The 22,661-nt window shown below is 46.6% G+C and carries 18 protein-coding genes; 5 read left to right on the forward strand and 13 right to left on the reverse strand.

Translation table 11 applies throughout. The annotated features are described in order from the left end of the window. Positions 1-321 (forward strand): hypothetical protein (locus HQM11_16595; protein MBF0352653.1); only part of this gene is annotated, 321 nt, incomplete at its 5' end. A gap of 72 nt (positions 322-393) precedes the next feature. Here the strand turns inward: HQM11_16595 and HQM11_16600 are convergent. From HQM11_16600 to HQM11_16640, 9 genes are all read right to left on the reverse strand, one after another. Beyond that, positions 394-2,613, reverse strand: a complete 2,220-nt coding sequence (locus tag HQM11_16600; GenBank protein MBF0352654.1) for a hypothetical protein — start codon at positions 2,611-2,613, stop codon at positions 394-396. Positions 2,614-2,631: 18 nt separating this feature from the next. After that, positions 2,632-4,776, reverse strand: coding sequence for a chemotaxis protein CheA (locus HQM11_16605; protein ID MBF0352655.1), 2,145 nt, complete (start codon positions 4,774-4,776; stop codon positions 2,632-2,634). Further along, on the reverse strand, positions 4,773-5,138 hold the full coding sequence (locus HQM11_16610; protein MBF0352656.1) for a response regulator: 366 nt from the start codon (positions 5,136-5,138) through the stop codon (positions 4,773-4,775). Before HQM11_16610 ends, HQM11_16605 begins: the two co-directional genes overlap by 4 nt. Before the next feature lie 26 nt (positions 5,139-5,164). After that, entirely contained in the window at positions 5,165-6,232 is a 1,068-nt protein-coding gene (locus HQM11_16615; protein MBF0352657.1) for a chemotaxis response regulator protein-glutamate methylesterase, read from the reverse strand. 40 nt (positions 6,233-6,272) lie between these two features. Further along, on the reverse strand, positions 6,273-7,112 hold the full coding sequence (locus tag HQM11_16620) for a protein-glutamate O-methyltransferase (GenBank protein ID MBF0352658.1): 840 nt from the start codon (positions 7,110-7,112) through the stop codon (positions 6,273-6,275). Positions 7,113-7,123: 11 nt separating this feature from the next. Further along, positions 7,124-7,720 carry a chemotaxis protein CheD gene (locus HQM11_16625; protein MBF0352659.1) on the reverse strand — a complete coding sequence of 199 codons (597 nt, stop codon included), beginning with the start codon at positions 7,718-7,720 and terminating at the stop codon, positions 7,124-7,126. 80 nt (positions 7,721-7,800) lie between these two features. Beyond that, positions 7,801-8,289, reverse strand: coding sequence for a chemotaxis protein CheW (locus tag HQM11_16630; GenBank protein ID MBF0352660.1), 489 nt, complete (start codon positions 8,287-8,289; stop codon positions 7,801-7,803). Between the two features lie 100 nt (positions 8,290-8,389). After that, a complete protein-coding gene (locus HQM11_16635) occupies positions 8,390-8,698 on the reverse strand; it encodes an STAS domain-containing protein (GenBank protein MBF0352661.1) in 309 nt (102 codons plus the stop codon). A 14-nt stretch (positions 8,699-8,712) separates the two neighbouring features. After that, complete coding sequence (locus HQM11_16640; GenBank protein ID MBF0352662.1) at positions 8,713-10,167, reverse strand: diguanylate cyclase; 1,455 nt, start codon at positions 10,165-10,167, stop codon at positions 8,713-8,715. A 172-nt stretch (positions 10,168-10,339) separates the two neighbouring features. Here HQM11_16640 and HQM11_16645 point away from each other — a divergent pair, with 172 nt between their 5' ends. Continuing rightward, the gene (locus HQM11_16645) at positions 10,340-11,098 is read left to right on the forward strand and encodes a PrsW family intramembrane metalloprotease (protein MBF0352663.1); all 759 of its coding nucleotides are present in this window, start codon (positions 10,340-10,342) and stop codon (positions 11,096-11,098) included. A 31-nt stretch (positions 11,099-11,129) separates the two neighbouring features. On the opposite strand, the gene HQM11_16650 is transcribed toward HQM11_16645, so the two are convergent. The 4 genes from HQM11_16650 to HQM11_16665 all read right to left on the reverse strand — a co-directional run bounded on the left by HQM11_16650 (position 11,130) and on the right by HQM11_16665 (position 16,007). Further along, positions 11,130-11,873, reverse strand: a complete 744-nt coding sequence (locus HQM11_16650; GenBank protein ID MBF0352664.1) for a hypothetical protein — start codon at positions 11,871-11,873, stop codon at positions 11,130-11,132. 14 nt (positions 11,874-11,887) lie between these two features. Next, the gene (gene hemJ, locus HQM11_16655; GenBank protein ID MBF0352665.1) at positions 11,888-12,430 is read right to left on the reverse strand and encodes a protoporphyrinogen oxidase HemJ; all 543 of its coding nucleotides are present in this window, start codon (positions 12,428-12,430) and stop codon (positions 11,888-11,890) included. A gap of 67 nt (positions 12,431-12,497) precedes the next feature. Further along, positions 12,498-13,337 (reverse strand): 23S rRNA (adenine(2030)-N(6))-methyltransferase RlmJ, encoded by an 840-nt coding sequence (locus HQM11_16660; GenBank protein ID MBF0352666.1) that lies wholly within the window; start codon positions 13,335-13,337, stop codon positions 12,498-12,500. A gap of 18 nt (positions 13,338-13,355) precedes the next feature. After that, positions 13,356-16,007, reverse strand: a complete 2,652-nt coding sequence (locus HQM11_16665) for a nitrate- and nitrite sensing domain-containing protein (GenBank protein MBF0352667.1) — start codon at positions 16,005-16,007, stop codon at positions 13,356-13,358. A 117-nt stretch (positions 16,008-16,124) separates the two neighbouring features. Here HQM11_16665 and HQM11_16670 point away from each other — a divergent pair, with 117 nt between their 5' ends. From HQM11_16670 to HQM11_16680, 3 genes are all read left to right on the forward strand, one after another. Beyond that, a complete protein-coding gene (locus HQM11_16670) occupies positions 16,125-17,654 on the forward strand; it encodes a glycosyltransferase family 39 protein (GenBank protein ID MBF0352668.1) in 1,530 nt (509 codons plus the stop codon). Between the two features lie 272 nt (positions 17,655-17,926). Continuing rightward, positions 17,927-19,618 carry a LysM peptidoglycan-binding domain-containing protein gene (locus tag HQM11_16675; protein MBF0352669.1) on the forward strand — a complete coding sequence of 564 codons (1,692 nt, stop codon included), beginning with the start codon at positions 17,927-17,929 and terminating at the stop codon, positions 19,616-19,618. 129 nt (positions 19,619-19,747) lie between these two features. After that, positions 19,748-22,348, forward strand: a complete 2,601-nt coding sequence (locus tag HQM11_16680) for a tetratricopeptide repeat protein (protein ID MBF0352670.1) — start codon at positions 19,748-19,750, stop codon at positions 22,346-22,348. Positions 22,349-22,661 lie beyond the last annotated feature (313 nt).

Consider the following 22,661-nt stretch of genomic DNA (forward strand, 5'->3'; position numbering starts at 1 on the left):
AAAAAGGTTTTTTATATAAATGAAGTCCTCCGTGAAACCCTGATTTTCAAGTTTTCTGGTGCATATTCCCTTTTTTACTTTGTGTTCTTCGTGTACTTCGTGGCTAAAAAAGTACCTGCACAGCTCGAAAAATTCCTGTGCGAAATTCAGGCTGCTGAACTGCGTGATGAAAAAATCATTGTGGGGATTGCCCTGTTTTTTGGCCATAGCTCGGATTTTTCACAAGGTGGAGGCTGGACTACGTCTATAACTGGCCGGACTTGTAACCCACCTCTTCCTGAGAGTAAAGCAGGATTTGTGGAGGCCGGTTTTTGTCAATGATTGTTGTGGTCTAATAACTTTGGAACAAGCCGATGATCTCAGGGAGAAAAAAGCGGTGGAACTGGAATCAGCTTAAAACAAATCAACATTGTCGCCAAGATCAACAGTCGCTTCTTTTTCCTGCTTTTTGGGAGTCGGGGATTGTGCGGTTTCAGCATCAGGAGTTTCCTGATCTGGTTCCGTTGCGGGCGAGGCCGAATCAAATAAGTCGACATTTTCTCCGATATCCTCACTGACGGCAGAAGGCTCTGTGTCTTGAGTTTCAGTAGTTTCCGGGTTCTCTGTCGAATCAAACAAATCGACATTGTCATCATCCTCCACTTTGTTGGATTGATCCTCCGAATCAAACAAATCAATATTGTCATCATCCCCGGTGCTTTGCTGATCGTCATCAGAACCAAACAAAAAGACATCCTCCACATCTTCGTGTTTCATGGAATAAACATCAGAAGACGGTTTAGCTCCATTTTCAATAAGCAGTGAGGAAACTTCTGCTGCCTGCGCTTTGACAGGTTTGATGTTCTGCTTTTTGCGGGCATTCCGTTGTGCGAGAAATTTTTGGTGAATTTCCCGCTGACTGTGCATGGTATAGCGTTGGGCCAGTTCTTCGAGATCCTGATCCAGTTGAGAATATTCATCTTCCAGACCACCGGGAACCAGTTTACCAACCTGATCGTGAATCACTTTAAGACTACGGATGATGGCCTGAAGCTTGGTTCGCATCACCTTGTCAAACTGGACACTCGCAATCACACTGGCAATTTCAGTTTCCAGTCTTTTGGAAATATTGGAAACTTCAACCATCGATTGCATGACGGTTTCGTCATCGTTGATAATTTTTTGAACAGCTTTGCGGGTTCGTTGATAGGTTTTGTCAGTGGTTTGAAGCTGCTGATTGAGTTTTTCCGTCAGATCACGTTCATACTGCGCAAAGCTATGCAGTATTTCATTGATCGCGATGGTTTTTTCATTGAGTTCTTTTTGGGCACTGTTGGACAGTCTGCGGATGTTTTCAGACAGCACACTCAATACTTTGCCTTCTTCACCGGCACGGATGGCTTTGATGACAGCATTCAGTGTCAGATCATCCAGATCTTCCTGGATTTCTTCAATGTTGGCCACCTGTTCAGCCACCAGCCCAACCTGTTTGCTGACAATACCGATAGATCCTACAATCCGGGTTGTAATATCTTTGCTGGAAGATAAGGTTTTCAGCAGGGTTTTGAGTTGGTTGTCTGTCACTTCAACACGTTCCGTACTGGAATTCGCCATTCGCAGAATATGATCCGCTTCCATGCTCTGAGATGTAGCAACTTCAGAAATCACCGCAAGATGTGATGAAATCTTGTTGGCTGTCTGGTCGGTTTCCCCGAGAACATGTTCAATCTGGATAATCTGGAGTTCTACAACCTTGCTCATCCAGTAATAAAACAACGTTTTTTCTTTTTTCCTGGCATGCAGGGCATCTCCGAGTCTGGCAACAATTTCTTCAAAAGCCTGGCTCACATGTTCCACCTGCTGACGGGAGATGTCATGATATTGCAAAGCTGTCACCACCTCGCTCATTTCCGGAGTGATTCTGGAGGCCAGTTTCTGAATGTTTTTACAATGTTTGCGGGTGTCCAGGGTCGCGTTTGAAAGTTCATTGATGATGTGCTGAACACTATGACGGCTGGAATCCAGCTCTGAGTTGAAGGTGTTGAGGTGTCTCAGGCTTTCTTTGCCAATTTCCGTAATTTGCTGGGTGGCCTGCCTGGTGGTGGAATAAATGGCATCAATATACTGAATGATTTGTCGATAAAGATTTTCTACAGATTCTGCCACCGCATAAAAATCATGTTTGCCGACCCTGGCAATTTCGATTTTCATTGAAACACCAAGGAACCGTATGGAGTGGCATAATTTTTCCAGAATCTCGGTCAAGGTGGTAACGGAAGCCATTTTCACATTCAGCTCTTCCAGTCCATTCAACACATTTTCAATTCTCTCAGACGCTGATCCCACCTGATCATAAGCATGATCAAACGATTTACGGAAGGCATCAATATTCAGTCCATCCCCGCTTTCAATCATACGGATGATGTCACTGGCACGACTGAGATTTTGAGAGCATAAACCGAAAAATTCATTGAGACGACTGCCAATGGCCAGAAACTCACTTTCAGTTTCCTTGGAGAGTGAATTCATGGCGTGAATGGCCTCTTTCAATTGACGTTCCCAGGTCCGATGTCCGCCAAGACGAAATTTCATCCAGGAAACCCGGGTTTTAATATGATGATAAATCGCGGCCATGAGCTTCAGACAATAAAATTAATGGACAAGGGAAGATTCGATTTCTTCCGCAGAATGAGTCAACTGATTGATATCCAGAATCAACGCTACCGTGCCATCCCCGAGAATGGTGGCACCTGAAATTCCTTCCACATCACGATACATTTTTCCGAGCGATTTGATCACGGTCTGGTGTTCGCCGATGACATAATCCACAACAAATCCAACCCTGCGGTTACTGACTTCAGTGATCACAACCTGTTCAATTTCAGGGGGTTCGCCATCCAGTCCGAATTGCTCCCGCAAGCGGATATATGGTATGATTTCGTTGCGGACATAGGCCACATGTCGATTATGCGCCTTGGCCACATCTTCTCTGCTCAATTCAACACATTCTTCGACAGAAGAAAGCGGAAGCACAAAGAATTCCCTGTCAATTTTTACCAGCAGACCATCAATGATAGCCAATGTCAGCGGTAATTTCAGGGTGATGGTGGTTCCCTGTCCCATTTTGCTCTGGATATCGATACTGCCCCGGAGCGCATTGATACTTTTTTTCACCACGTCCATGCCGACACCACGACCTGAGACACTGGTGACTTGCTTTGCGGTTGAAAAACCCGGCGCAAAGATCAGATTAAAAATCTCCGTATCCGACATTTCCGTATCATGATAGAGGAGTCCACGTTCCACAGCCTTGCTGCGAATGGCGTTAACATTCAGGCCCGCACCATCATCCTGAATCTGAATGAGCACATGGGCGCCGGAATGCGCGGCTGTCAACAGGATTGTTCCCTCCTCAGGTTTGCCTTCAGCAATGCGGGTTTCAGGGGATTCAATACCATGATCGATAGAATTGCGGATAATGTGAACCAGTGGATCATTGAGTTGTTCAATGACAGTCTTATCCAGTTCGGTTTCAGCACCTTCAGTTTGAATCACAACTTTTTTGCCAAGATCATTCGATAAATCACGGACCAGTCGGCGGAATTTATTGAAGGTTGAGCCAATCGGCAACATTCGGACACTCATGGTATTATCTCTGAGTTCCGTTGTCAGTCGTTCGACTTCTTCAGAAATCAGGGTGAGGTCTGAGTCACTTTTCATGTTGGCCCACTGGGTCAGTCGGGCCTGAACAGTCACCAACTCGCCAACCAGGTCAACCAGTTTGTCCAGTTTTTCGGAATCAACACGGATGCTTGAGGACGATTCACCCTGCTGTCGTTTTTCATGGGTATCACGAACCCGGTGCTGTTCCGCCAGAGCGGATTGAATTTTATCCGGAGGCACCAGTCCTGAATCTTCCAGTATTTTACCGATGGGCTTTTGTCCGCCCAATACCTGCTGAAGATCTTCCGGTTTGAGATCTCCGCGTTCAATCAGAATTTCGCCGAGTTTTTTATAGTTACCCTCCTGAAATGTCGCATCATCAATGACATCAATGTGAACCTCACAGACATCTTCGACAAAAATAAAAACATCCTTGATCGCATTGATGCCCCGATTGGTCGTCAACAGAATATCCCAACTCACATAACACAGTTCAGGGTCCATCTCTTTAATGGGTGGAATCAGATGCGTGTCCGCAATGATCACGGCTTCGCCAAGCTCCTGTAATTCTTTGAGCAACGGTGCCGGATTAGTACCATTGGCAAAAATGTCAGTGGAGGGCGTAAACCGTATACGGAAGGTGATGGTTTTTTCAGGATCAGTGTCTTGCTCCAGAGCAGGCTGCTGTTTTTCCTGACGTGACTGTTGTGCTTTGGGTTTTTCTTCAGGTTGCGTTTTTTCTATGGGTGCGGAAAGCAGATTGCGAAATTCCAGGACGATTGCTTCACCAATGGACATATCCACACTTCCCGGTTTGTCATGTCCTTCAAGCAAAGCTTTGATATGATCATGCGCGGACAATGTCAGCGCGATCAATTTGGGGGTGACCGGCAAATCGCCATTCCGGACACGGTCATAGGTGCTCTCTACTTCATGGGTGAATTCAGCGATGTCATCGTGGCCGAACATGGCGCCTGAACCTTTGATGGTGTGCATGGCACGAAACGCGCTGGCAATAATGTCCATGTTTTCCGGATCCTGTTCCAGTTCCAGCATGGCGTTTTCCAGTTCGGCCAGTCGTTCAGTCGCTTCTTCCCGATATACCTCTTTGATTCTATCAAATTCGTCACTCATCCCATCACCTTTTTAACCACCGCTATGAGTTGATCCGGTTTGAAGGGTTTGACAATCCACCCTGTCGCTCCGGCACTTCGTCCTTCCTGTTTTTTAGTATCCTGGGACTCGGTCGTAAGCATGACGATTGGTGTGAACTTGTGGGCAGGATTCGCGCGCAGTTGTTTGATAAGCTCAATCCCGTCTACATTCGGCATGTTCAGGTCCGTGATGACCATATTCACACTGTGTTGCTTGACCTTGTTTATCGCATCAGCACCATCTACAGCCTCAACCACCTCATATCCCGCGTTTTTCAGAGTAAATGTCACCATTTGCCGGATACTGGGCGAATCATCGACGGTCATTATCACTTTGCCCATTTTGCTCCTTCTGTCTTGATTTCTGGTTAATTACAAAGCTTGATCACTTCACGGGCAATGCTCTCCAACGGAAGAACCTTGTCCACACATCCTAATTTGACGGCTTCTTTCGGCATACCATAAACCACACAGGAAGCCTCATCCTGCGCGATGTTATAGCTTCCCATTTCTTTCATTTCAAGCATTCCTTTGGCGCCATCATCCCCCATTCCTGTCATAATTACACCCACCGCGTTTTTACCAGCGTATCTTGCGGCTGAGCGAAACAGGACATCCACCGAAGGACGATGCCTGGTGACCAGTGGACCATCTTTCACTTCCACATAATAACGGGCACCGCTTCGTTTGAGCAGCGTATGTTTGTTGCCCGGAGCGATCAGTGCGCGTCCCCTGACAACAGAATCGTTATTTTCCGCTTCCTTGATCGAAACCTTGCACAAACTGTCCAATCTGCGAGCGAACGCCGCGGTAAAATTTTCGGGCATGTGTTGCACAATTACAATTCCCGGAGAATCCTCAGGAAGTGCTTCCAGAAAAACTTTCAAGGCTTCTGTTCCGCCGGTCGAGGCCCCGACGATCACGACCTTTTCAGTTGTCTGGATCATGGAATGTGTTGGCGCTCTGGCAATCACCGCATCCGCGGTCAGTTTAGGCTGTGGGGTGGAAGAGGCCCTGGATGAAATTTTCCTGGCCTTTGCCATGGCGGCACCTTTCACCACATCACAAATCATGATCTTGGCTTCTTCCAGAAATTGTTTGGTTCCCAGCCTGGGTTTGTGGATGATATCAATCGCGCCCAGTTCCAGTGCTCTTAAAGCGGTTTCAGAGCCTTTGTCGGTGAGACTGGAACACATCACCACCGGTATCGGATGTTGGCTCATCAGTTTCTGCAGGAACGTGATGCCATCCATTCTCGGCATTTCCACATCCAGTGTGATCACATCAGGAATCACGCTTTCCAGTTTATTTGCGGCCACCAATGGATCACTGGCCATTGCCACTACTTCTATCTCCGGATCCGATGAAAGAATCTGTTCCAGGGTTTGTCGGACAATGGCAGAATCATCAATGATCATAACCTTGATTTTATTCATGATAACCGTCAGCTCAATGGTTGAAAATAAAGACTTCGAATCACTTCTTTTTATAAATGGTAGGTGAAACCTGCACCAGCGGAACGTCCATCCCATGCAAGGTTTCTGAGTGGCCTACAAACACATAGCCACCATCATTCAGATTGCGGCAAAACTTATGAAATATTTTTTCCTGAGTAGGTCGATCAAAATAGATAATCACATTACGGCAGAAAATAATGTCATACCGCTCTTTCAAGCCATAGTCTCCATCCATGAAATTCAAACGGCCAAACGTAATCAGACGTCGTAATTCAGGCACGACTCTCAAATTCGGTTTTGCTGGATTCTTGCTTTTCATGAAATATTTATGTTTAAAATCCAGGGGGATCCCGACCACCCGATCAGGGGGATAAACCGCCCTGTGCGCAATTTCAAGGACTTCCATGGAAATGTCCGTTGCCAGAATTGAAAACCCTGAAATAGCTGATTGATTTCTGGAATGGAACTCGGAAAGGACCATGGCCAGGGTATAAGGTTCTTCGCCACTTGAACATCCAGCACTCCAGACTTTCAGGCTTTTTCGTGAACCGTGCTGTTGCACCAGGTCAGGGATTGCGGTGCGAGTCATGTAGTCAAAATGGCCGGCTTCCCTGAAAAATTCGGTTTTGTTGGTAGTGACCTTGTTAATGAACGGGATCATTTCCTGCGCTTTCCCTTCAGGGCTGAACAGAAAATCAATGTATTCGGTGAAAGAATTCAACCCGAGCAGTCGCAGTCGTTTCTGCAGACGTGATTCCAGCAACACTTTCTTGATCGGAGGCATCTTGATGCCAAACTCCCGATGAATGAACTGGCTCAAACGCTGAAAATCATGCTCACTTAACGTGTTGTTGATCATAGGGGGATCTCTTACCACAAATCAATTTCAGTTGTTTCTTTCTCCTGTTTTTCAAGAGAACGTTTCCAGTATTGTTCATCACGTTGGACAATCTCTGTTCCATAGGTTTTCTGGATTTTTCGAACATGCACAGAAAAATCCATGGCGGAAAAGTGTATCACGCGGCCATTGTCTCCGCCCAGATCAGCCGCGATCAGCGGAATTTTTTCTGTGGCCAGATACTCCCGAATAAAGCGCGCGTTCACTTGCCCCACGCAGAAAAAATTAGTCGAATCATTAGAATTCTGAAGCATATTACCCCCACCGAAAGCCTTGGCCTTCAGATATTCTTTGCGTGCGCCGTTTTTGATCATTTCATTGATCAGCAATTCCATGGAATGAATCCCATACCGACCCGCTTCGGTGATCTCAACCGGTAAGGCTTTTGAATAACGCTTATTGCTCAGCAAAAAGTGGTTCATCCCAATAATTTTCCGGACAGGATCATACAGGCATGCGGCAACACAGGATCCCAGCAACGTGGAAATGATAATAGGCTCTTTTGTCGCGTGAAACTCCCCCGGATCAATCGTGATTTGGGGGTGTCCTCTCCAGATTCTTTGTCGCAAATATTCCTCATTTAAAAGAGTGACCTTTTTATTTTTCCGCAAACATCAGGTGCCGTCAGCCAATCGCCCGTTCACAGGTTTCAACCATTGAGCATTCCCAGAGATTCTGAATCAAAAATTTTATTGATATTCAGGATGATAATAAAATTATCTCCGTGCTTCCCCATGCCGTCAATAAATTCAGTATTCAATCGGGTTCCGATTTTAGGTGCCGCTTCAATTTCAGAAAGTTCCAGAACCTCCTGAACTGAATCCGCAATCGCCCCCAGCAGCAGATGATCGCCTTCCAGTGTGATTTCCACAATGATAATGCAGGTATTGATGGTTTTTTCTGTGCGGGTCATTCCCAGTTTCAGTTTCAGATCTACAACCGGAACCACGCTTCCACGCAGATTGATCACACCTTTCATATAGTCGGGTGTCTGTGGAACCCGTGTCACAGACTCAAATTCCAGCACTTCCCGTATTGAACCGATATCCAGCGCGAAGATTTCATCATCCAGTGTGAACGTCAGATATTGTTCTACGTTATCCAAACTTTCATTTTTTGATTTTTCGTTATGTTCCATGGGCATACCTCTGGACCGGGCCTTCTACCTTCGATGTGAATAAACAGGATTTCCATGGATAGACAAGATTTAGAAATCCAATGCAGGACAGTTGCTTCTGTCAACCGAAACAAAGCCATTTTTTCTGGTTGAAACCAACGGTGTCTACCAATTGACGTAATAGCGCGGGGCAAAGGCCATCCAGTTGGACGGTTTTTCCTGATTTGGCCGCTGTTTGAGACAAAGAATAGAGCAATTGTACAAAAGATAAATCAGCCTCGGTCAAGCCACTTAAATCCAGTTTGAGAAGCTGAACTTTATCCAGTGCCTCGACCAAGCCTGTTTTCAACTCTTTGGCATAACCAATCGTTGAGTGGCCCTGGATGCGCAGTTTTCCTGTCTGATTATCTTCTGAAATAAATTCTAACATGGTTTCCTTTGTTATTATTCTTGCGGATGTAACGGTTCAGCGGCTACCACAATATTGCGTCCAGATTCCTTTCCGCGATAGAGGCAATCATCCGCTTTTTTCAGGAGCATTTCAACATCTGTCGCATCATCCGGATAGGTCGCAACCCCTATTGTTACCGTGAGATTTCCTGTGGGTTGCATTTCCTGGTGAGGTATGACTTCATCCTCAATCGCTTTTCTGAGTTTTTCAGCGACCTTGATCGCCGCGTCTTTATTGCAATTGGGAAGGATTACGACAAATTCCTCGCCACCAAATCTCGCGGCAAGATCCCCGTTGCGAACATTCTGGGCAAACACAATTGCGACGGTGGCCAACACCACATCGCCCATCTGGTGTCCATGGGTGTCATTGTAAAATTTGAAATTATCCACATCTGAAATGATAAAGGAAAACGGTTGTTTGGTGTCAGGATACAAAGTCAGCAGGGCACTGACGAATTCATCCATTCTGCGGCGATTCGCCAATCCGGTCAACCTGTCTGTATCGGCCGCCCGTTCAACCCGGTCCAGTTCACGATGCTTGTAATACCAGATCCTGAATTTGGTCATGGCATGTTTAAGATCAAACACCGAGTAGGGTTTTCCCAGAAATTCGTCTATTTCCCGTTCTACCAGCAACAACCGGTTGAGCGAGTTGTTGCAGTAATTACTGATGATAAAAATCGGTGCCCCATGAACTTTCAGGGCATTGATCAGGTTTTCAACAGCCGCCAGTTCTGATTCCATCATGTGAGGATACTGGACATCGACAATCAGGAGGTCAAACCTGTGGTCCAGCGGACTATCCAGATATTCCTGCGGATCCGCATAGATGACAGGTTCACATTCGCTCCATTCCGAATAAAGCGCACCCTGGATGATCATACGATCTGATTCATTGACATCAATGATCGCGACTTTGGGTTTGTCAGACGAATGGACTCTCTGATTTTTGCGAATCATCGACTGTGCGGTGGTGAGCTTCAATTTTTCAGCGAGAATATGCGCGAACAAAAAATAAAAGACCGGCACCAGTTCGTCATCATTCTGAACCTTGAATACTTCATGTGGAAACGAAACCAGTTCACAATCGCTCTGCGCGATCACATCGGCAGATCTTGGTCCCGGTGAAATGACCGACATCTCACCCGCAATGTCTCCCGGACGTTCCAGACGCAGGATGAATTTTTCCTGGCTCATCACATCCAGTGTTCCTTCGACCAGAATAAACATTTCCGGAGGCATGGTGTCGCCATCCTTGATCAAGACTTCATCTTTTTTCAAATGCAGGAGATAGCCTTGTTGAAGAACCTTTCGCAGAACAAGTTTTCCCGCCTTCTTAAAATACCTGCTTTCCTGGAGAATATTCAGGATCACTTCCAGGCGTGGATGAGTCACCAACAGTTTCGGATTATTTTTATCTGGTACTGATAAAGGGGTACGAAGCATAGATCTCCTCTTGACATTCCATTGTGGTTTTGTAGGGTTTATTCACCAGTCATGCCATAAAAATCAAGAGGATTGTATGTTTATACGGATCCGGGGTAAAAATAAAATAGTTGTAAACCATTTATGACGTATTGAATATTCTCCTGTCAATTAAAACTTCTGGAAATCGTTTATGCTAATGTATGTGATCAGCTTTGTTGTGACACCACTGTTGCTTTGGGGGTGGGGATTGTTACGGTTTCATCGTTACAAACGGTTGAACCTTAAGGTGTTAATGCTATTTTTTGTTGCGGGAGCCGTCAGTGGTTTGATCGCGCTGTTGATGAACCACTCGATTGAAAAATACACCATGTTCTGGCCTGATGCGGAAGAGCAGTTACTGGGAACCTGGGACACTGGAATGCCTGTGTATGCCTATGGTTTCTGGTTTCTTGTCGGCTTTAATGAGGAATTTGCGAAAATGCTGGTGCTGTTGATGTTGTTTTTTCCGTTCAGGTTCATTGAGGAACCGCTGGATGGTATTTTTTATTCAGTCACAGTGGCCATGGGATTCGCGACCCTGGAAAATCTGTTTTATGTGAGCCAGTATGGTTACTCCATTCTGATGACGCGTTCCATTGTCACCTTGCCGGCTCACATGTTCATGAGTGTTCCGGTCGGATACTTTGTGGCAAAATCGAGATTGTTGCTGGAGGTTCGGCCACTCCCGCCACTGGGCATGACCTATAGCATTCGTTATATCCTGGCCGGTTGGTTTCTATCTTCATTTCTGCATGGATTTTATGATTTTATCCTGTCAACAGAATGGAGAGTTTTCGCCTATGTTCAAATCCTGCTCATGATCGCAATGGCTATTATCCTGAGCCGTCATGTCATGCGAGTCTCGCCCTACAAACCGCCCGCAGAGTCCCTACACACGTCAAACGGTTGAGAGAAAGGTTAGCTGTGGAAATCAGATGTCTTCAACCGTTGGGGGATGATGCCTGTTTGATCTGATACTTCAATTGGGCAATCGCTTCCATCATTACCATCATGAGTGACGGTGAGGCCTGAAACCGTTGAATAACCGGGATAATTTCAAACAAGGCTTCATTCAGCAACCCTGGATCTGATTGTGTCGAGGTGGCTTCATGAAACAGTTTGGTCAAAGACATGACTTCCATCAGGGACTGGGTCTGTTCCATTTCATGTGTGATCATTTTGATAATTTTTCTGAAACGTTCCGCTTCACGGTTTTCTTTAGTCAACAGAACCAGATTTTCGAAAGCTTCCCGTTTGGCGTCACCCGAGGCCTTTTCATAGGTGCTGAGTTCAACTTCAAACAAGGCACGGTTTTTGAGGGCAAGGGCCTTGTCATAATCCGGTTGCCCTTCGAGGATCGTGTTCAACTGGGCAAATGCGGATTTGTATCTTTTTTTCTCAAAATACCATTCGCCCTTGAGATAGGAGATTTGCGACACAGCCTGAAGGGCTTCCGGATATTTTTCAGAATCGGGAGGCACCTGCCTGAACAAAATCAACGCGGACTGGTAGCGTTTTTTGCCCAGTGCTTCCATACCTTTTTCAAACGGGGATTTTTTGTATTCTGTCCAGTATTGCTTCAAGGGGGCACAGGCCGACAACCCTGTCAGGAGTAAGGCCATAAGCAGCAGTTTTTTGACAGGAATTGTTCTGCTTCGGTATCCCCGGGAGAAAATATGAGCCATCAGTCTGTTCCTGTTCATTGTTGTGAATTACGAACCTTTCTTTGTAGTGCAACCACAATACCAACAATCAGAACCGTGAGGATGAGAATCCCGATGCCAAGGCCGACGAACGAAATAGCGTTCTTGAAAACAACCATGAACACAATGCTGATCAACAACAGGGTTGGAATTTCATTGAACATTCTCAAATGCTTGCCTGTCATTTTGCAGGTACCCTCCAGCAATTGTTTGCGCACCAGCCCGCACCAGTAATGATAGCCCAGCAACAACGCGATGAGAAACAGTTTGACATGCAACCAGGGCTGAAAGCCCCAATACATGATCAGGGCTGTACCCATCACAACCGTCAGGACCATGCCCGGCTGGGTTATGGCATACCACAGTCGTTTTTCCATCAGGGCAAACTGATTTTCAAAAAGTTTTCTTTCATACTCCGGTTTTTCAGAGGCTTCCTGATGGTATACAAACAACCGTCCCAAATAGAATAAACCGCTGAACCAGACAACAACGCCAATAATATGAAGTGATTTAAGCCAAAACACGAGGTCTCCTTGCAAGAGGTGAGAGTAGACAATCAGGTTGAGGGGAAATCAGATACACGCAGACGGGATAAACTGCCAGTGTTTACTCGGGATTCAACCACTGAAGTTTAAAAAAACCATCTGCCGGTGCCAATTGATTGGTTAACCAGGGCAGAAGTTCTTTCAGTTGATTTTGAAGACACCATGGTGGATTGATGAGGATGAGTCCACTTCCGGTCATTTTTCCTGAGGCATGATCGGGAGCCACGCAAAGTTCTGTATAAAGCATTTTGGGAATAGCGGCGTCACAACAGGCCTCCAGTAGTCCTTCCACCAGTGTCCGTTGAACAACCGGATACCAGAGCATGTACGTTCCTGTCGGGAAACGGCGATAACCAGCATGCATTCGGGAGATGACCTCAGCATAATCACGGGATCCTTCATAGGAGGGATCAATCAGAATCAATCCCCGGCGCTCACGGGGGGGCAGACAGGCCTTGAAGGCCTCATAGCCGTCACCACCGGAAACAGATACCGAGGCGCTATTCAGAAATTCCTGTTTGAGGACTTGCAGTTCGGTGGGATGTTTTTCCCACAAAACCATGCGGTCATGCTCACGCAGGCAGTAGCGGGCAATTCGTGGAGAGCCAGGATAATAAGACAGGTTCTCTCCGAAATTAAACGCTTGAACCGCTTTCAGATAGGGTTCAATTTGAGGATGCGAGGCGGGTCGATGCCACAATTTACCGATGCCGTTGAGATATTCACGATTTTTCTGAACAAACTCAGAATCCAATGGATAGCCCCCAGCTCCCGCGTGGGTTTCGAGATAAAAGACAGGTTTATCTTTCTGGATCATGTATTCAATCACCAGCGACAAGACCGCATGTTTGAGAACATCCGCGAAATTACCCGCATGGAATCCGTGCCGATAACTGAGCATAATTTTTCCGGTTCAGGTTCAGGTTTTTTGCTCGATCGTATCCAGGAGTGAAACGATGACATTGCTCATGGTAACCAGTTTCTTATATTCCATTTCAGCCCTGGTTTTATCGACTTCCTTGAGAGAGATGATGGTTTTGACAAGCTGGTGCAGTTTTTCATGATCAAATTCCAGTTTTTTCATTTCCTCAAAATGGCCATAGGCCGCGATCCCTTCCGCATAAAGCCATCTTCCCAGCATACAGTCCTTGTGTGAAACAGCTTCTTTGACGCTCAGGGTTTCCCGTCCATCGAGATAATTCCGCAACCGTGTTTTCCATGCCATGTGCTGGGAGCGAGCCAGTGAGAAATCCATATTTTTTACCGGCAATAAGGTCTGATTGGTTGTTGCCTCCAACCTGAAAAATGCCACAAGTTGCCGGAGATCATTGCTTGTATGGCGGATATCCCTTGCGTTCTGCACGGACTGACTGGAATTTTCCGCCAGCAGATTGATCACTTCTTCCAGTCCGTGGATGGTGCTGTTGAGTTTGTTGACACCTCCGGAAAGTTCTGAGGAGGATTTCGCGATTTCCCTGACCCCCATTGTGGCTTCAACGGTAGCATTGCTGACTTCGCTGGCACTTTGGGCGGCATCGTTGATCGACCGTGTGATTTCATTCAGGCGCATGGAAGCTTCATTGGTATTTGACACCATCTGTTCACCTGATTTGCCAATGTCCGTCAGAAACCGGCTGATTCTGGCAGCATCCTGTTTTTGGGTTTCTATCAGAGAATTAATCGCGTCATTGCTTTCCGCTACATCCTGAATAATAGTTTCCACTTTTTGTGTCTGTGACAGGACACTCTGACTGAGTTGCTGAACCTGTGTGATTTCCTGATTGATCTCGCTGGTCGCTTCCGCGGTCTGCTGGGACAAAGCCTTGACTTCACTGGCGACTACCGCAAAACCTTTGCCCGCCTCGCCGGCGCTTGCGGCCTCAATGGTGGCATTGAGCGCCAGCATGCTGGTCTGGGACGCAATATCATCAATCAGTTTGACCACCCTCGAAATCCGTTGAGCTTTTTCCTGAAGTTGCTGGACCGATGTCAGGTTGTCCCGGGACCGTCTGGTTGCTTCAGCAGAATTTTGCTTGGCCTGCTGCGTTTGTTCCGCAAATTGTTCCAGGGATTCCAGCATTTTTACGGCATTGGAACTGACGGCGTTTAATTCGTTGGTGGTCTGCGTTACATTCTGGTTCACAGCGTTCATGTTCCCGGAAATATCACGACTGGACGAGGCGACTTTCCCGATCTGTGTGCTCAGGCTTGAAATCATGTTGGAAATCTGTGACAAACTGGCTGAGGCCTCTTCGGTTGCGGCTGCCACTGTTCCTATGTTGTTTGTCATTTTATGGGAAAATTCAACCATCGACTGGGCTTCAGCCTTCATTTCATCAGGACTGCTTGCCATCTGGTTCACACCTGCTTCAATTGATCCCGCTGAGGCTTCAATCGATTGGGTTGCGCTTATAATGCCACCGATGATTTTCCGCACATTGCCGACCATTTGTTTCAACGATTGCAACATCAGGCCGATTTCATTTTTTTCATGGACTTCCAACTGGAGCGCTAAATTGCCTGAAGCCACTTCATTTCCGGTGAAAATGGTCATTTCAAAGCCTTTTTTTAGATCAATCAACATGAAGCACACAATCAGTATGGAACTTCCAATAATCGAAATAGCCAGCAGACTCATGGTCCAGACATCCGTAAGGGCCTCACTTAAAGCGATCTCCAGTTTTTGAAGAATTTCACCTGCCATAAAATCTTCTATTTCATGCAGAAGATCAATCCTGCCGGTTGAGACTCTGAACCAGTTTTCCGCATCTTCAGTGAATTGTCCCTGCGGCCCCGCGTCCATGGCGATTTTCCGCAGGCGCATTGTGTCTGTGATCATGGCACCGTTCATCAATCTGTTGTATTGCGCCAAAGTTGTTTCAGAGGCATTGTCCTGAAAATTATTCAGATACACATCCTGACTGCTGACAAGCCCCACAAATTTTTCATACAATCCCGGACCAAACCGTCCCTGACCAAAGGTATTGCTGAGGGTTGCCCGTTCGATACCGGCTTTTTCCTTGGTTCTCATGAGCTGTGAATAGGCGTTGATCTGAAGGGTCAACTCACCGCTCAAACCCAATTTTGAAATTTCGGTAACACCTGACAAAAGATTCTCAATGATTGAGGTGTAATATTTAAGTTCCTCAGCAACGGGAATACTCAAACCGTCTATCCTGGTTCGAATGGACATTAATTGTTCCAGGTCACCTGTGGCGTCATGCAATAAATTTTCACTTTCTTTTGAAAGTATTCCGGATTCAGTTTCTTTGATAAGGGCTTCAAGGTTCATTATTTCCTGGTCAGTATCCCGACGCTGTTCCGGCAGGGAATCTCTGAATTTATTGCCCTGACTGCCCAGAAATCCAGCCGACATTCCCCGTTCTTTCTGAAGTTCATGCACCAGACTGCTGGATTGAACAATAAGTTCTGACAGAGATTTCAACTTCCTGTTGAGATTGATTGCACTGACACTATGACTGATATCCAGCAAGGCAAAGCCCGCACAAACCAGAATCAGAAAACCTAGCGTGACTATCAACTTGTGAGTGATTTTGATTTCTTTAAGCATGAGTTCCTCATTTTTTAGTAAGTTTTTCAGAAAAATCTTTTGTTTTTATATAAATAACCCCTGTGAATGGCAAGAACATTAATGCTGCTCTCAAGGCAAATTCCCGGAAATTTTGATATGATGCAGGTATTGAAAGGCGTTGATCTTACATCAAAAAAATGGATAGCAGGATTGTTTCTGCTGCTGTTTGTGATCCGGTTGTACCATCTGGATGGTCCCCTTGTGGATCGGCATAGCTGGAATCAGATTTCGACCGCCGCCACGATCAAATACATGACCATGGACTGGAAATATCTGCTTTATCCCACGGTCGATGTTTACGTGGCACCCGGCTATGAAAGCCGGGTTTATGCCCAGGAATTTCCGCTTTATCACATCCCGGCGACCTTGCTGAACCAGTGGACAGGACACCTTGAAGCCTCTGCCAGGATCGTCACCATTGCTTTCGGGATGCTCGGCTTGTGGGGTTGGTTTCTGCTTTCACGTAAAACCGCAGGTGATACGGTCGCATGGTGGACCACCCTGTTCTGGGGGTTCTCTCCGCTCAACTGGTTTTATCAGCGGGCTGTGATGGGTGATACCAGCATGGTGACCGGCATGATCTGGGGCTTGTATTTCTTTTATCTCTGGCTGGAACAACAGCAAAAAAAGTATTTGTTTTATGCTCTGCTCTGGACAATGGCCACAGGGTTGTTCAAACCGTTCGGGTTGGTGATCGGCGTCAGTTATCTGGCACTCATTGTTTTAAGAAAAAATTACTGGTGTTTCCGTCGTTGGGAAATTTATGTCGTTGCCCTGCTGGCATGGCTACCAACCCTCTTGTGGATTGCCCATGCGCTGACCCTGGAATCAGGCATCAGTGAGTTTGCGGATGTCAACAACATGAACCAGATTCGGCATCCTGAACTTCTGCTTCAATGGGAATTCTATTCCACCCTGATCGGGCCTAGATTGCTGGATTCCCTGCTCACGCCCTGGATCGGCATTTTTTTTATCGGAAGTCTGTTTTCACTTCGTGTCACCGCTATTCGTTATCACATTCCCATCGCCTGGATGAGTGGCTGTCTGATGTATCTGGTCATTGTTCAGCATGGAAATTTTCAGCATGAATATTACCAGCTTCCTTTCGGTCCCGGACTATGTTTGCTGGCGGGACTGGGCTTTGAACAATTTCTGGGAAAAAACATGAAATATCCAATGGTCCAGACATGGTTTGCCCGACTGATGATTGTATTGTTCATCCTGCATGCAACAGCCTATTTTTATCGCTTCTCACGGTATGACGAAGGCAGCTATGCAACAGGCAGGAAAATCGCGGAACTGAATGACACCCCCGAGGCTCGTGTGCTGGCATGGGATATTGGTTCTAACAAATGGAATCAGATGATTTATTATTCCGGTTTGACGGGCTGGTGCCAGAACAGGGAACTCACGCCGGAACTGCTGGAATTATATCGTCAGCATGGAGCACGCTGGCTCGGAGTCAACATGCTGAAGGAAACCCATTATCCCACCTTCCGCCCCCTGCTTGAAAAAATTGAGACCGCCTATCCACTGGTATGGAAAAATGATCAGTATCCTGATCGTTATCAGCGGAAAACAATGTCGCTGATCTTTGATCTTCAACCGGATGCGGGGTTGCCTTGAACCTGCCAACAAAGGAGTGATGCTTAAAAAGGTGAAGGGTTTGCATAGCTATTTCAAAAAATATTCGATGCCTGGTCTTTCCTATCAGAAATAAAAATGATAAGTATCAGACCATAAATTTTAATCATTTTTGGTCGGGTACTTAACTGTCATCCCGATCCTTTGGGATTTTATTTTTTTGTAAGCCTTATGTCGAAAGGACATATTTTGAATTACGCGACCGCGACTCATTATTTTTGTGATCAAAAAACCTCAATTTAAAGTTGGTAATCATGCAGTCAAAAATTTTGATATGTCTGGTATTTTTTCTGTTTCTTCAAGCCATGCCCGTACATTCCGCGGATGAAGATGTTTTATTTCCCAGATCCCAGATCATAAAAATTCAGGTTTATTTCTGGAAAAAGATATTCACTGAGATCAAGGTCGATGAAGGCGTGTTTCATGACAGTGAACTGGTGTTGCCCATCTATCGCAAAATTTCATTGACCGGACTGAGCAACCGTGAGGCCAACTCCCAAATCAAACAGGCCCGGCAGGAAATTCAGGAAAAGCTGAGTGATCTGGCCCAGGCACTGGAACGTGGCTGGAATCTTACCGCCTCGCAACAGGAACTGCTGGACAAATTCTATGTCGGCATCACACCGGATGAACTCCGGCAATCCATGGACCGCATCCGGTTTCAGGGTGGTTTGATGGAACGGTTTAGGCAGGGAATCATCCGATCAGGCGCATACCTGCCCTTTATTCAGGCCACGTTGCATGAACAGCGATTGCCGTTGGCTCTGGGCTATATTCCGCATGTGGAGTCCTCGTTCAACCTGATGTCTCATTCAAAAACCGGTGCGAAAGGCATTTGGCAGTTTGTCTACAGTACGGGTCGTGAATACATGAGAGTCACCCCCTATGTGGATGAACGTAAAGATCCTTTCACTTCCAGCAAGGCCTCAGCCAGATTGCTCAAGAAAAACTTTGAATTGCTGAATTCCTGGCCCCTGGCAATCACAGCCTACAATCATGGACCAAACGGACTTAAACGGATTGTTGAGACCATGGGGACTGATGAACTGGGACACCTGATCCGGCATTATAAAAGTCGCAGTTTCAATTTTGCCAGCAAGAACTTTTATGCTGAAATCATGGCGGCCTGGGATGTGGCCGCCAATTACCGTCAATATTTTGGTGAACTGGATCTGGATGAACCCATCTATTTTCAGACCGTCAGGCTGTCCCATGCGATGTCACTGACCAGTTTAACCGCCTTGCTGAACTATTCACGTGAAGAGATTCTAAACCTCAATCCGGCACTCCAGTTTCCTGTTTCTCAGGGGTATGTCCCCATTCCGGATTATTATCCGGTCAAACTGCCCTACCATCCTTCAGGAATCCAGTTCAATCCGGACCTGGCAAGGGATACCGAAGCTCAAGTCGTGAGCAGTGAACCTCGAAGCGTGGTCGTTCGTTCCGGGGACACCCTGTTTGGCCTTGCACGAGCTAATAACCTCACGGTGGAAGAACTGGCGCAACTGAATGGAATTCCTATGGATAATCCTGTCATCTATCCGGGAACAACACTCAACCTTCCTGCGGTTTCAAATGAAATTTCTGTAGAAATTTCTTCACGATCCCCGTTGACCCGATATGTTCAGGTTGGCTCTGGAGACACGCTGAAGCGCATTGCCAGGACGTATAATGTGGATATCGACGATCTCATGACTGAAAACCGCATCACCCGGGAAGACAGCCTTTTTCCGGGGCAATCTCTGAAATTGCCAGGGAAATGGTTGCCTTATCTGAAAGAACTTGAAACCACTGCCAGAATCCGCAAACGGGTTGTTCAGCGTGGTGACAGTCTGTATAGCATTGCCGTGGAAAGCGGAATCTCTCTGAGTAAACTCATGCAGGCCAATGGGCTGACACACACCTCTGTGATTTATCCCGGGCAGGAATTGGTGATCAGTCTGTAAAGGGCACGAGCAAACTTTTACAACTTTTTCTTTTGCCATTCCTGAGTGTTTTTCATGAACCACCCCACCTCGTTCTTCCATCCATTCCCTAACTCAGGGTGTTGGCGTTCCAGATGGACGATCCTGTTGATGATATGCCTCCCCCTATGGGCTGGCTGTACTGTCAACACCCCAGCCATACACGGCGATGAAAGCCAAAGCATCCTCACAGCTATCCGGATTTACCCCTCCCACTGGCTCGGCTATTTGAGACTGTCCCAATATTTTCAGCAACAGCGCGAATGGAACAAGGCCATTGCCGTGCTTGAAAACGCCCGGGAAGTTGTTTCGGACACCACCCCTGTCATGAGCGCGCTGGGAAGGCTTTATCAAACCGTTGGTCAGAAGAATCAGGCCTTGAGTCTGTTCAATCAACTGCTGGAACAGGATCCGCAAAATTCGGTTATTCTCTTTGAACGCGGACAGTTTTTCCTCAGAATGGGTCGTGTGGTGGAGGCGATCAAAGATCTGGAGAAATCCATCAACATGAATCCTGATTTTTTTGATCCACATCTGGTTTTAGGGATCCTGCGTATCAATCTGAAGCAGGTTGACGAAGGGTTGGTTTTGCTGATCAAGGCCGCGGAAATAGAACCAAGGCATCCGGAACTCTGGCATCAACTCAGTCTGGCATGGCAGGAAAAAAAAGATTGGCCCAAAGCCAAAAACGCCATGTGGGAAGCTCTCCAACTCAATCAGGAACATTATTTTTATTTGCAGTCTTACGTGAGCATTCTGGAACATCTCGAATTTACTGAATCCGTGTCCACGGAGATGGAAAATATTCTGGAAACCATGCTGACACTGTTTCCTGAAGATGCCTGGACTCATGCGCATTATGGCAATATGGCGCTTGTCCAGAACAAATATGACGTCGCTGAAACATATCTGAAGCAAAGCCTGAAATTCCGGGACGATTACGCCTGGGCCTGGTTCCGGCTGGGATTGCTTTCCCTGGCAAAAGAAAATCCCGATCAGGCTATTTCACTGTTGGTCAGAGGATTGGCCTACGAACCTGACAACGCCTGGGCTTACAAACAACTGGGAGACATTTACTTACGGCAACAAAAAATGGATGACGCGATACGGGTGTATCAAAAGTTGCTGACTCTACCGGAAAAAGAACCGGGTCTGTATCTTCAATTGAGTCAGTTGTACTGGTCAGAACTCAACTTCAACAATGTGGAAGCCACACTGAATAACGGCCTCAAGGTTTTTCCAGATTCTATCGAATTACTGCGGGAAATAGCAAAGTTTTATGAGTTCAACCAACGCTGGTCGGAAGCCCGGAAAACATATCAGCAACTCCTTAAAATGAACCCCAGGGATCTTGGCGTTCTGGGAAAACTGGGAATGCTGGAAAAGAAAGATCAGCACTATGGGGAAAGTAAAACGTATTTCAAAAAAATTCTGGAATTGCAACCCGACAATGTCTGGGCCCATATTGAACTGATTTATACTGTTTTGGAAGATGATCAGGATCAGGAAGCAGAACAGCAACTTGTGCAGTTCATCCTCAAACATCCCGAGGCGGAATGGGGCTATGTTCAACTGGGATTGCTGAAATTCCGTCTCAAACAATGGCCCGAAGCGGAGTATGTCCTCAGCACAGGTTTGAAAAAGTTTCCCAAATCCGGGTGGTTGGCTCAGGCGCGGGGACTCGTGTTTGAAGCGACCGGACAATGGGAGCAATCCTTGTTCTGGCTGAAGAAGGCTCAGGAGTCGCGTCCCGGCGAACTGCTGTTGTTGACACGACAGAGTCACGTTTATGCCAGAATGGGACAAACCGGGATGGCTGAAAAACTGCTGAAACAATTCATGTCCAGCACAGACTGGCATTTGTGGGAATGGTTTCATCTGCTGACACTCCAGCCTGAAACGGCACAAGCGGCCTGGCTGGGTAAACGCTATGCGGAGTTCATCCCTGTTTTTCAAATCATGCTGGATCATGATTATGCGAAAGCAAGATATCTGATGAGCCAATCCGGCCTGCAACCGGACGAGCTTCAGGGATTGGAAACATTGCAGAAAATCCTGGATGGCCAAACCCCGACAATCCTCAATTATCGGGGTTCGGCTTCATGGCTGTTGTTTCTGCAAGGGTCCGTGGCAGAAATGAACCAGCAATTTGCCCAAGCCCTGACCATTTATCAGAAACTGCTGCTTCAATTTCCCTTTGATCCCTGGTTGCATCAACGCCTGGGAGTCCTCAATGAAAAATTGAAAAATTACAAACAAAGTGCTGAGCAATATGCCGCGTTTTTGAAAACCTTTCCTGAATCCACGTGGGGACAGTTTCGTCTGGCCGTTGTGCAGGGATTACAGGGACAGGAAATGAGCGCGATTGACATCTACGAAAAAATTCTGGCACGCCAAACAAATCATTCTCCCAGTCTGAACAACCTCGCCTGGCTTTATCTGACAGGGACGAGCGCCAAACCTTCAAGGAAAGATCGTGCGCTGGAACTGGCCTTGCAGGCCGTGGAACTGGACGAATCCGATGACAATCTGGACACGCTGGCTGAAGCCTATTTTCAGTCAGGTAATATTGACATGGCCCTACAGACGATAAAAAAAGCCATTCTCCGGAGCGACACACGGTCTGGAAAATTTGATTATTTCCTCACACAGTATCAGCGGTTCCGTCTTGAACAGGCTGATTCCCTGCCAGCAGTTTATATGGATCCCTGAGAAGGTGATCCATCCCACGTCTCATACGAAAACCGGAAAAAAATATACGGGGAATGGTAGCCCCGGGTTACGTCCCAATGTCGTCAACTTAAGGCGTTCTGAGCAGGGGAATCCCCCTTTTCAAAGGGGGCATGGGGGATTTAACGCTCAGAATTACATCCCCCTAACCCCCTTGAACCAAGGGGGAATTGAAACACAGCACCATTCAGAATGCTTAAGTTGATGACATTGGGTTACGTCCCGGGGAGTGCGACAAACCGTGGAATTTCATCGGGACGTAACCCGATGCTACCGTCCTGGAAATAAGATTTTA

It is taken from the genome of SAR324 cluster bacterium (genome assembly GCA_015232315.1).
Lineage (GTDB): Bacteria > SAR324 > SAR324 > SAR324 > NAC60-12 > JADFZZ01.

Coding starts and splice junctions, on each gene's coding strand:
- HQM11_16605 (MBF0352655.1), bottom strand. CDS start 4,776: ATGAGTGACGAATTTGATAGAATCAAAGAGGTATATCGGGAAGAAGCG.
- HQM11_16675 (MBF0352669.1), top strand. CDS start 17,927: ATGCAGTCAAAAATTTTGATATGTCTGGTATTTTTTCTGTTTCTTCAA.
- HQM11_16610 (MBF0352656.1), bottom strand. CDS start 5,138: ATGGGCAAAGTGATAATGACCGTCGATGATTCGCCCAGTATCCGGCAA.
- HQM11_16635 (MBF0352661.1), bottom strand. CDS start 8,698: ATGTTAGAATTTATTTCAGAAGATAATCAGACAGGAAAACTGCGCATC.
- HQM11_16670 (MBF0352668.1), top strand. CDS start 16,125: ATGATGCAGGTATTGAAAGGCGTTGATCTTACATCAAAAAAATGGATA.
- HQM11_16620 (MBF0352658.1), bottom strand. CDS start 7,112: ATGATCAACAACACGTTAAGTGAGCATGATTTTCAGCGTTTGAGCCAG.
- HQM11_16630 (MBF0352660.1), bottom strand. CDS start 8,289: ATGGAACATAACGAAAAATCAAAAAATGAAAGTTTGGATAACGTAGAA.
- HQM11_16650 (MBF0352664.1), bottom strand. CDS start 11,873: ATGGCTCATATTTTCTCCCGGGGATACCGAAGCAGAACAATTCCTGTC.
- HQM11_16660 (MBF0352666.1), bottom strand. CDS start 13,337: ATGCTCAGTTATCGGCACGGATTCCATGCGGGTAATTTCGCGGATGTT.
- HQM11_16600 (MBF0352654.1), bottom strand. CDS start 2,613: ATGGCCGCGATTTATCATCATATTAAAACCCGGGTTTCCTGGATGAAA.
- HQM11_16615 (MBF0352657.1), bottom strand. CDS start 6,232: ATGAATAAAATCAAGGTTATGATCATTGATGATTCTGCCATTGTCCGA.
- HQM11_16665 (MBF0352667.1), bottom strand. CDS start 16,007: ATGCTTAAAGAAATCAAAATCACTCACAAGTTGATAGTCACGCTAGGT.
- HQM11_16680 (MBF0352670.1), top strand. CDS start 19,748: ATGATATGCCTCCCCCTATGGGCTGGCTGTACTGTCAACACCCCAGCC.
- HQM11_16645 (MBF0352663.1), top strand. CDS start 10,340: ATGCTAATGTATGTGATCAGCTTTGTTGTGACACCACTGTTGCTTTGG.
- HQM11_16640 (MBF0352662.1), bottom strand. CDS start 10,167: ATGCTTCGTACCCCTTTATCAGTACCAGATAAAAATAATCCGAAACTG.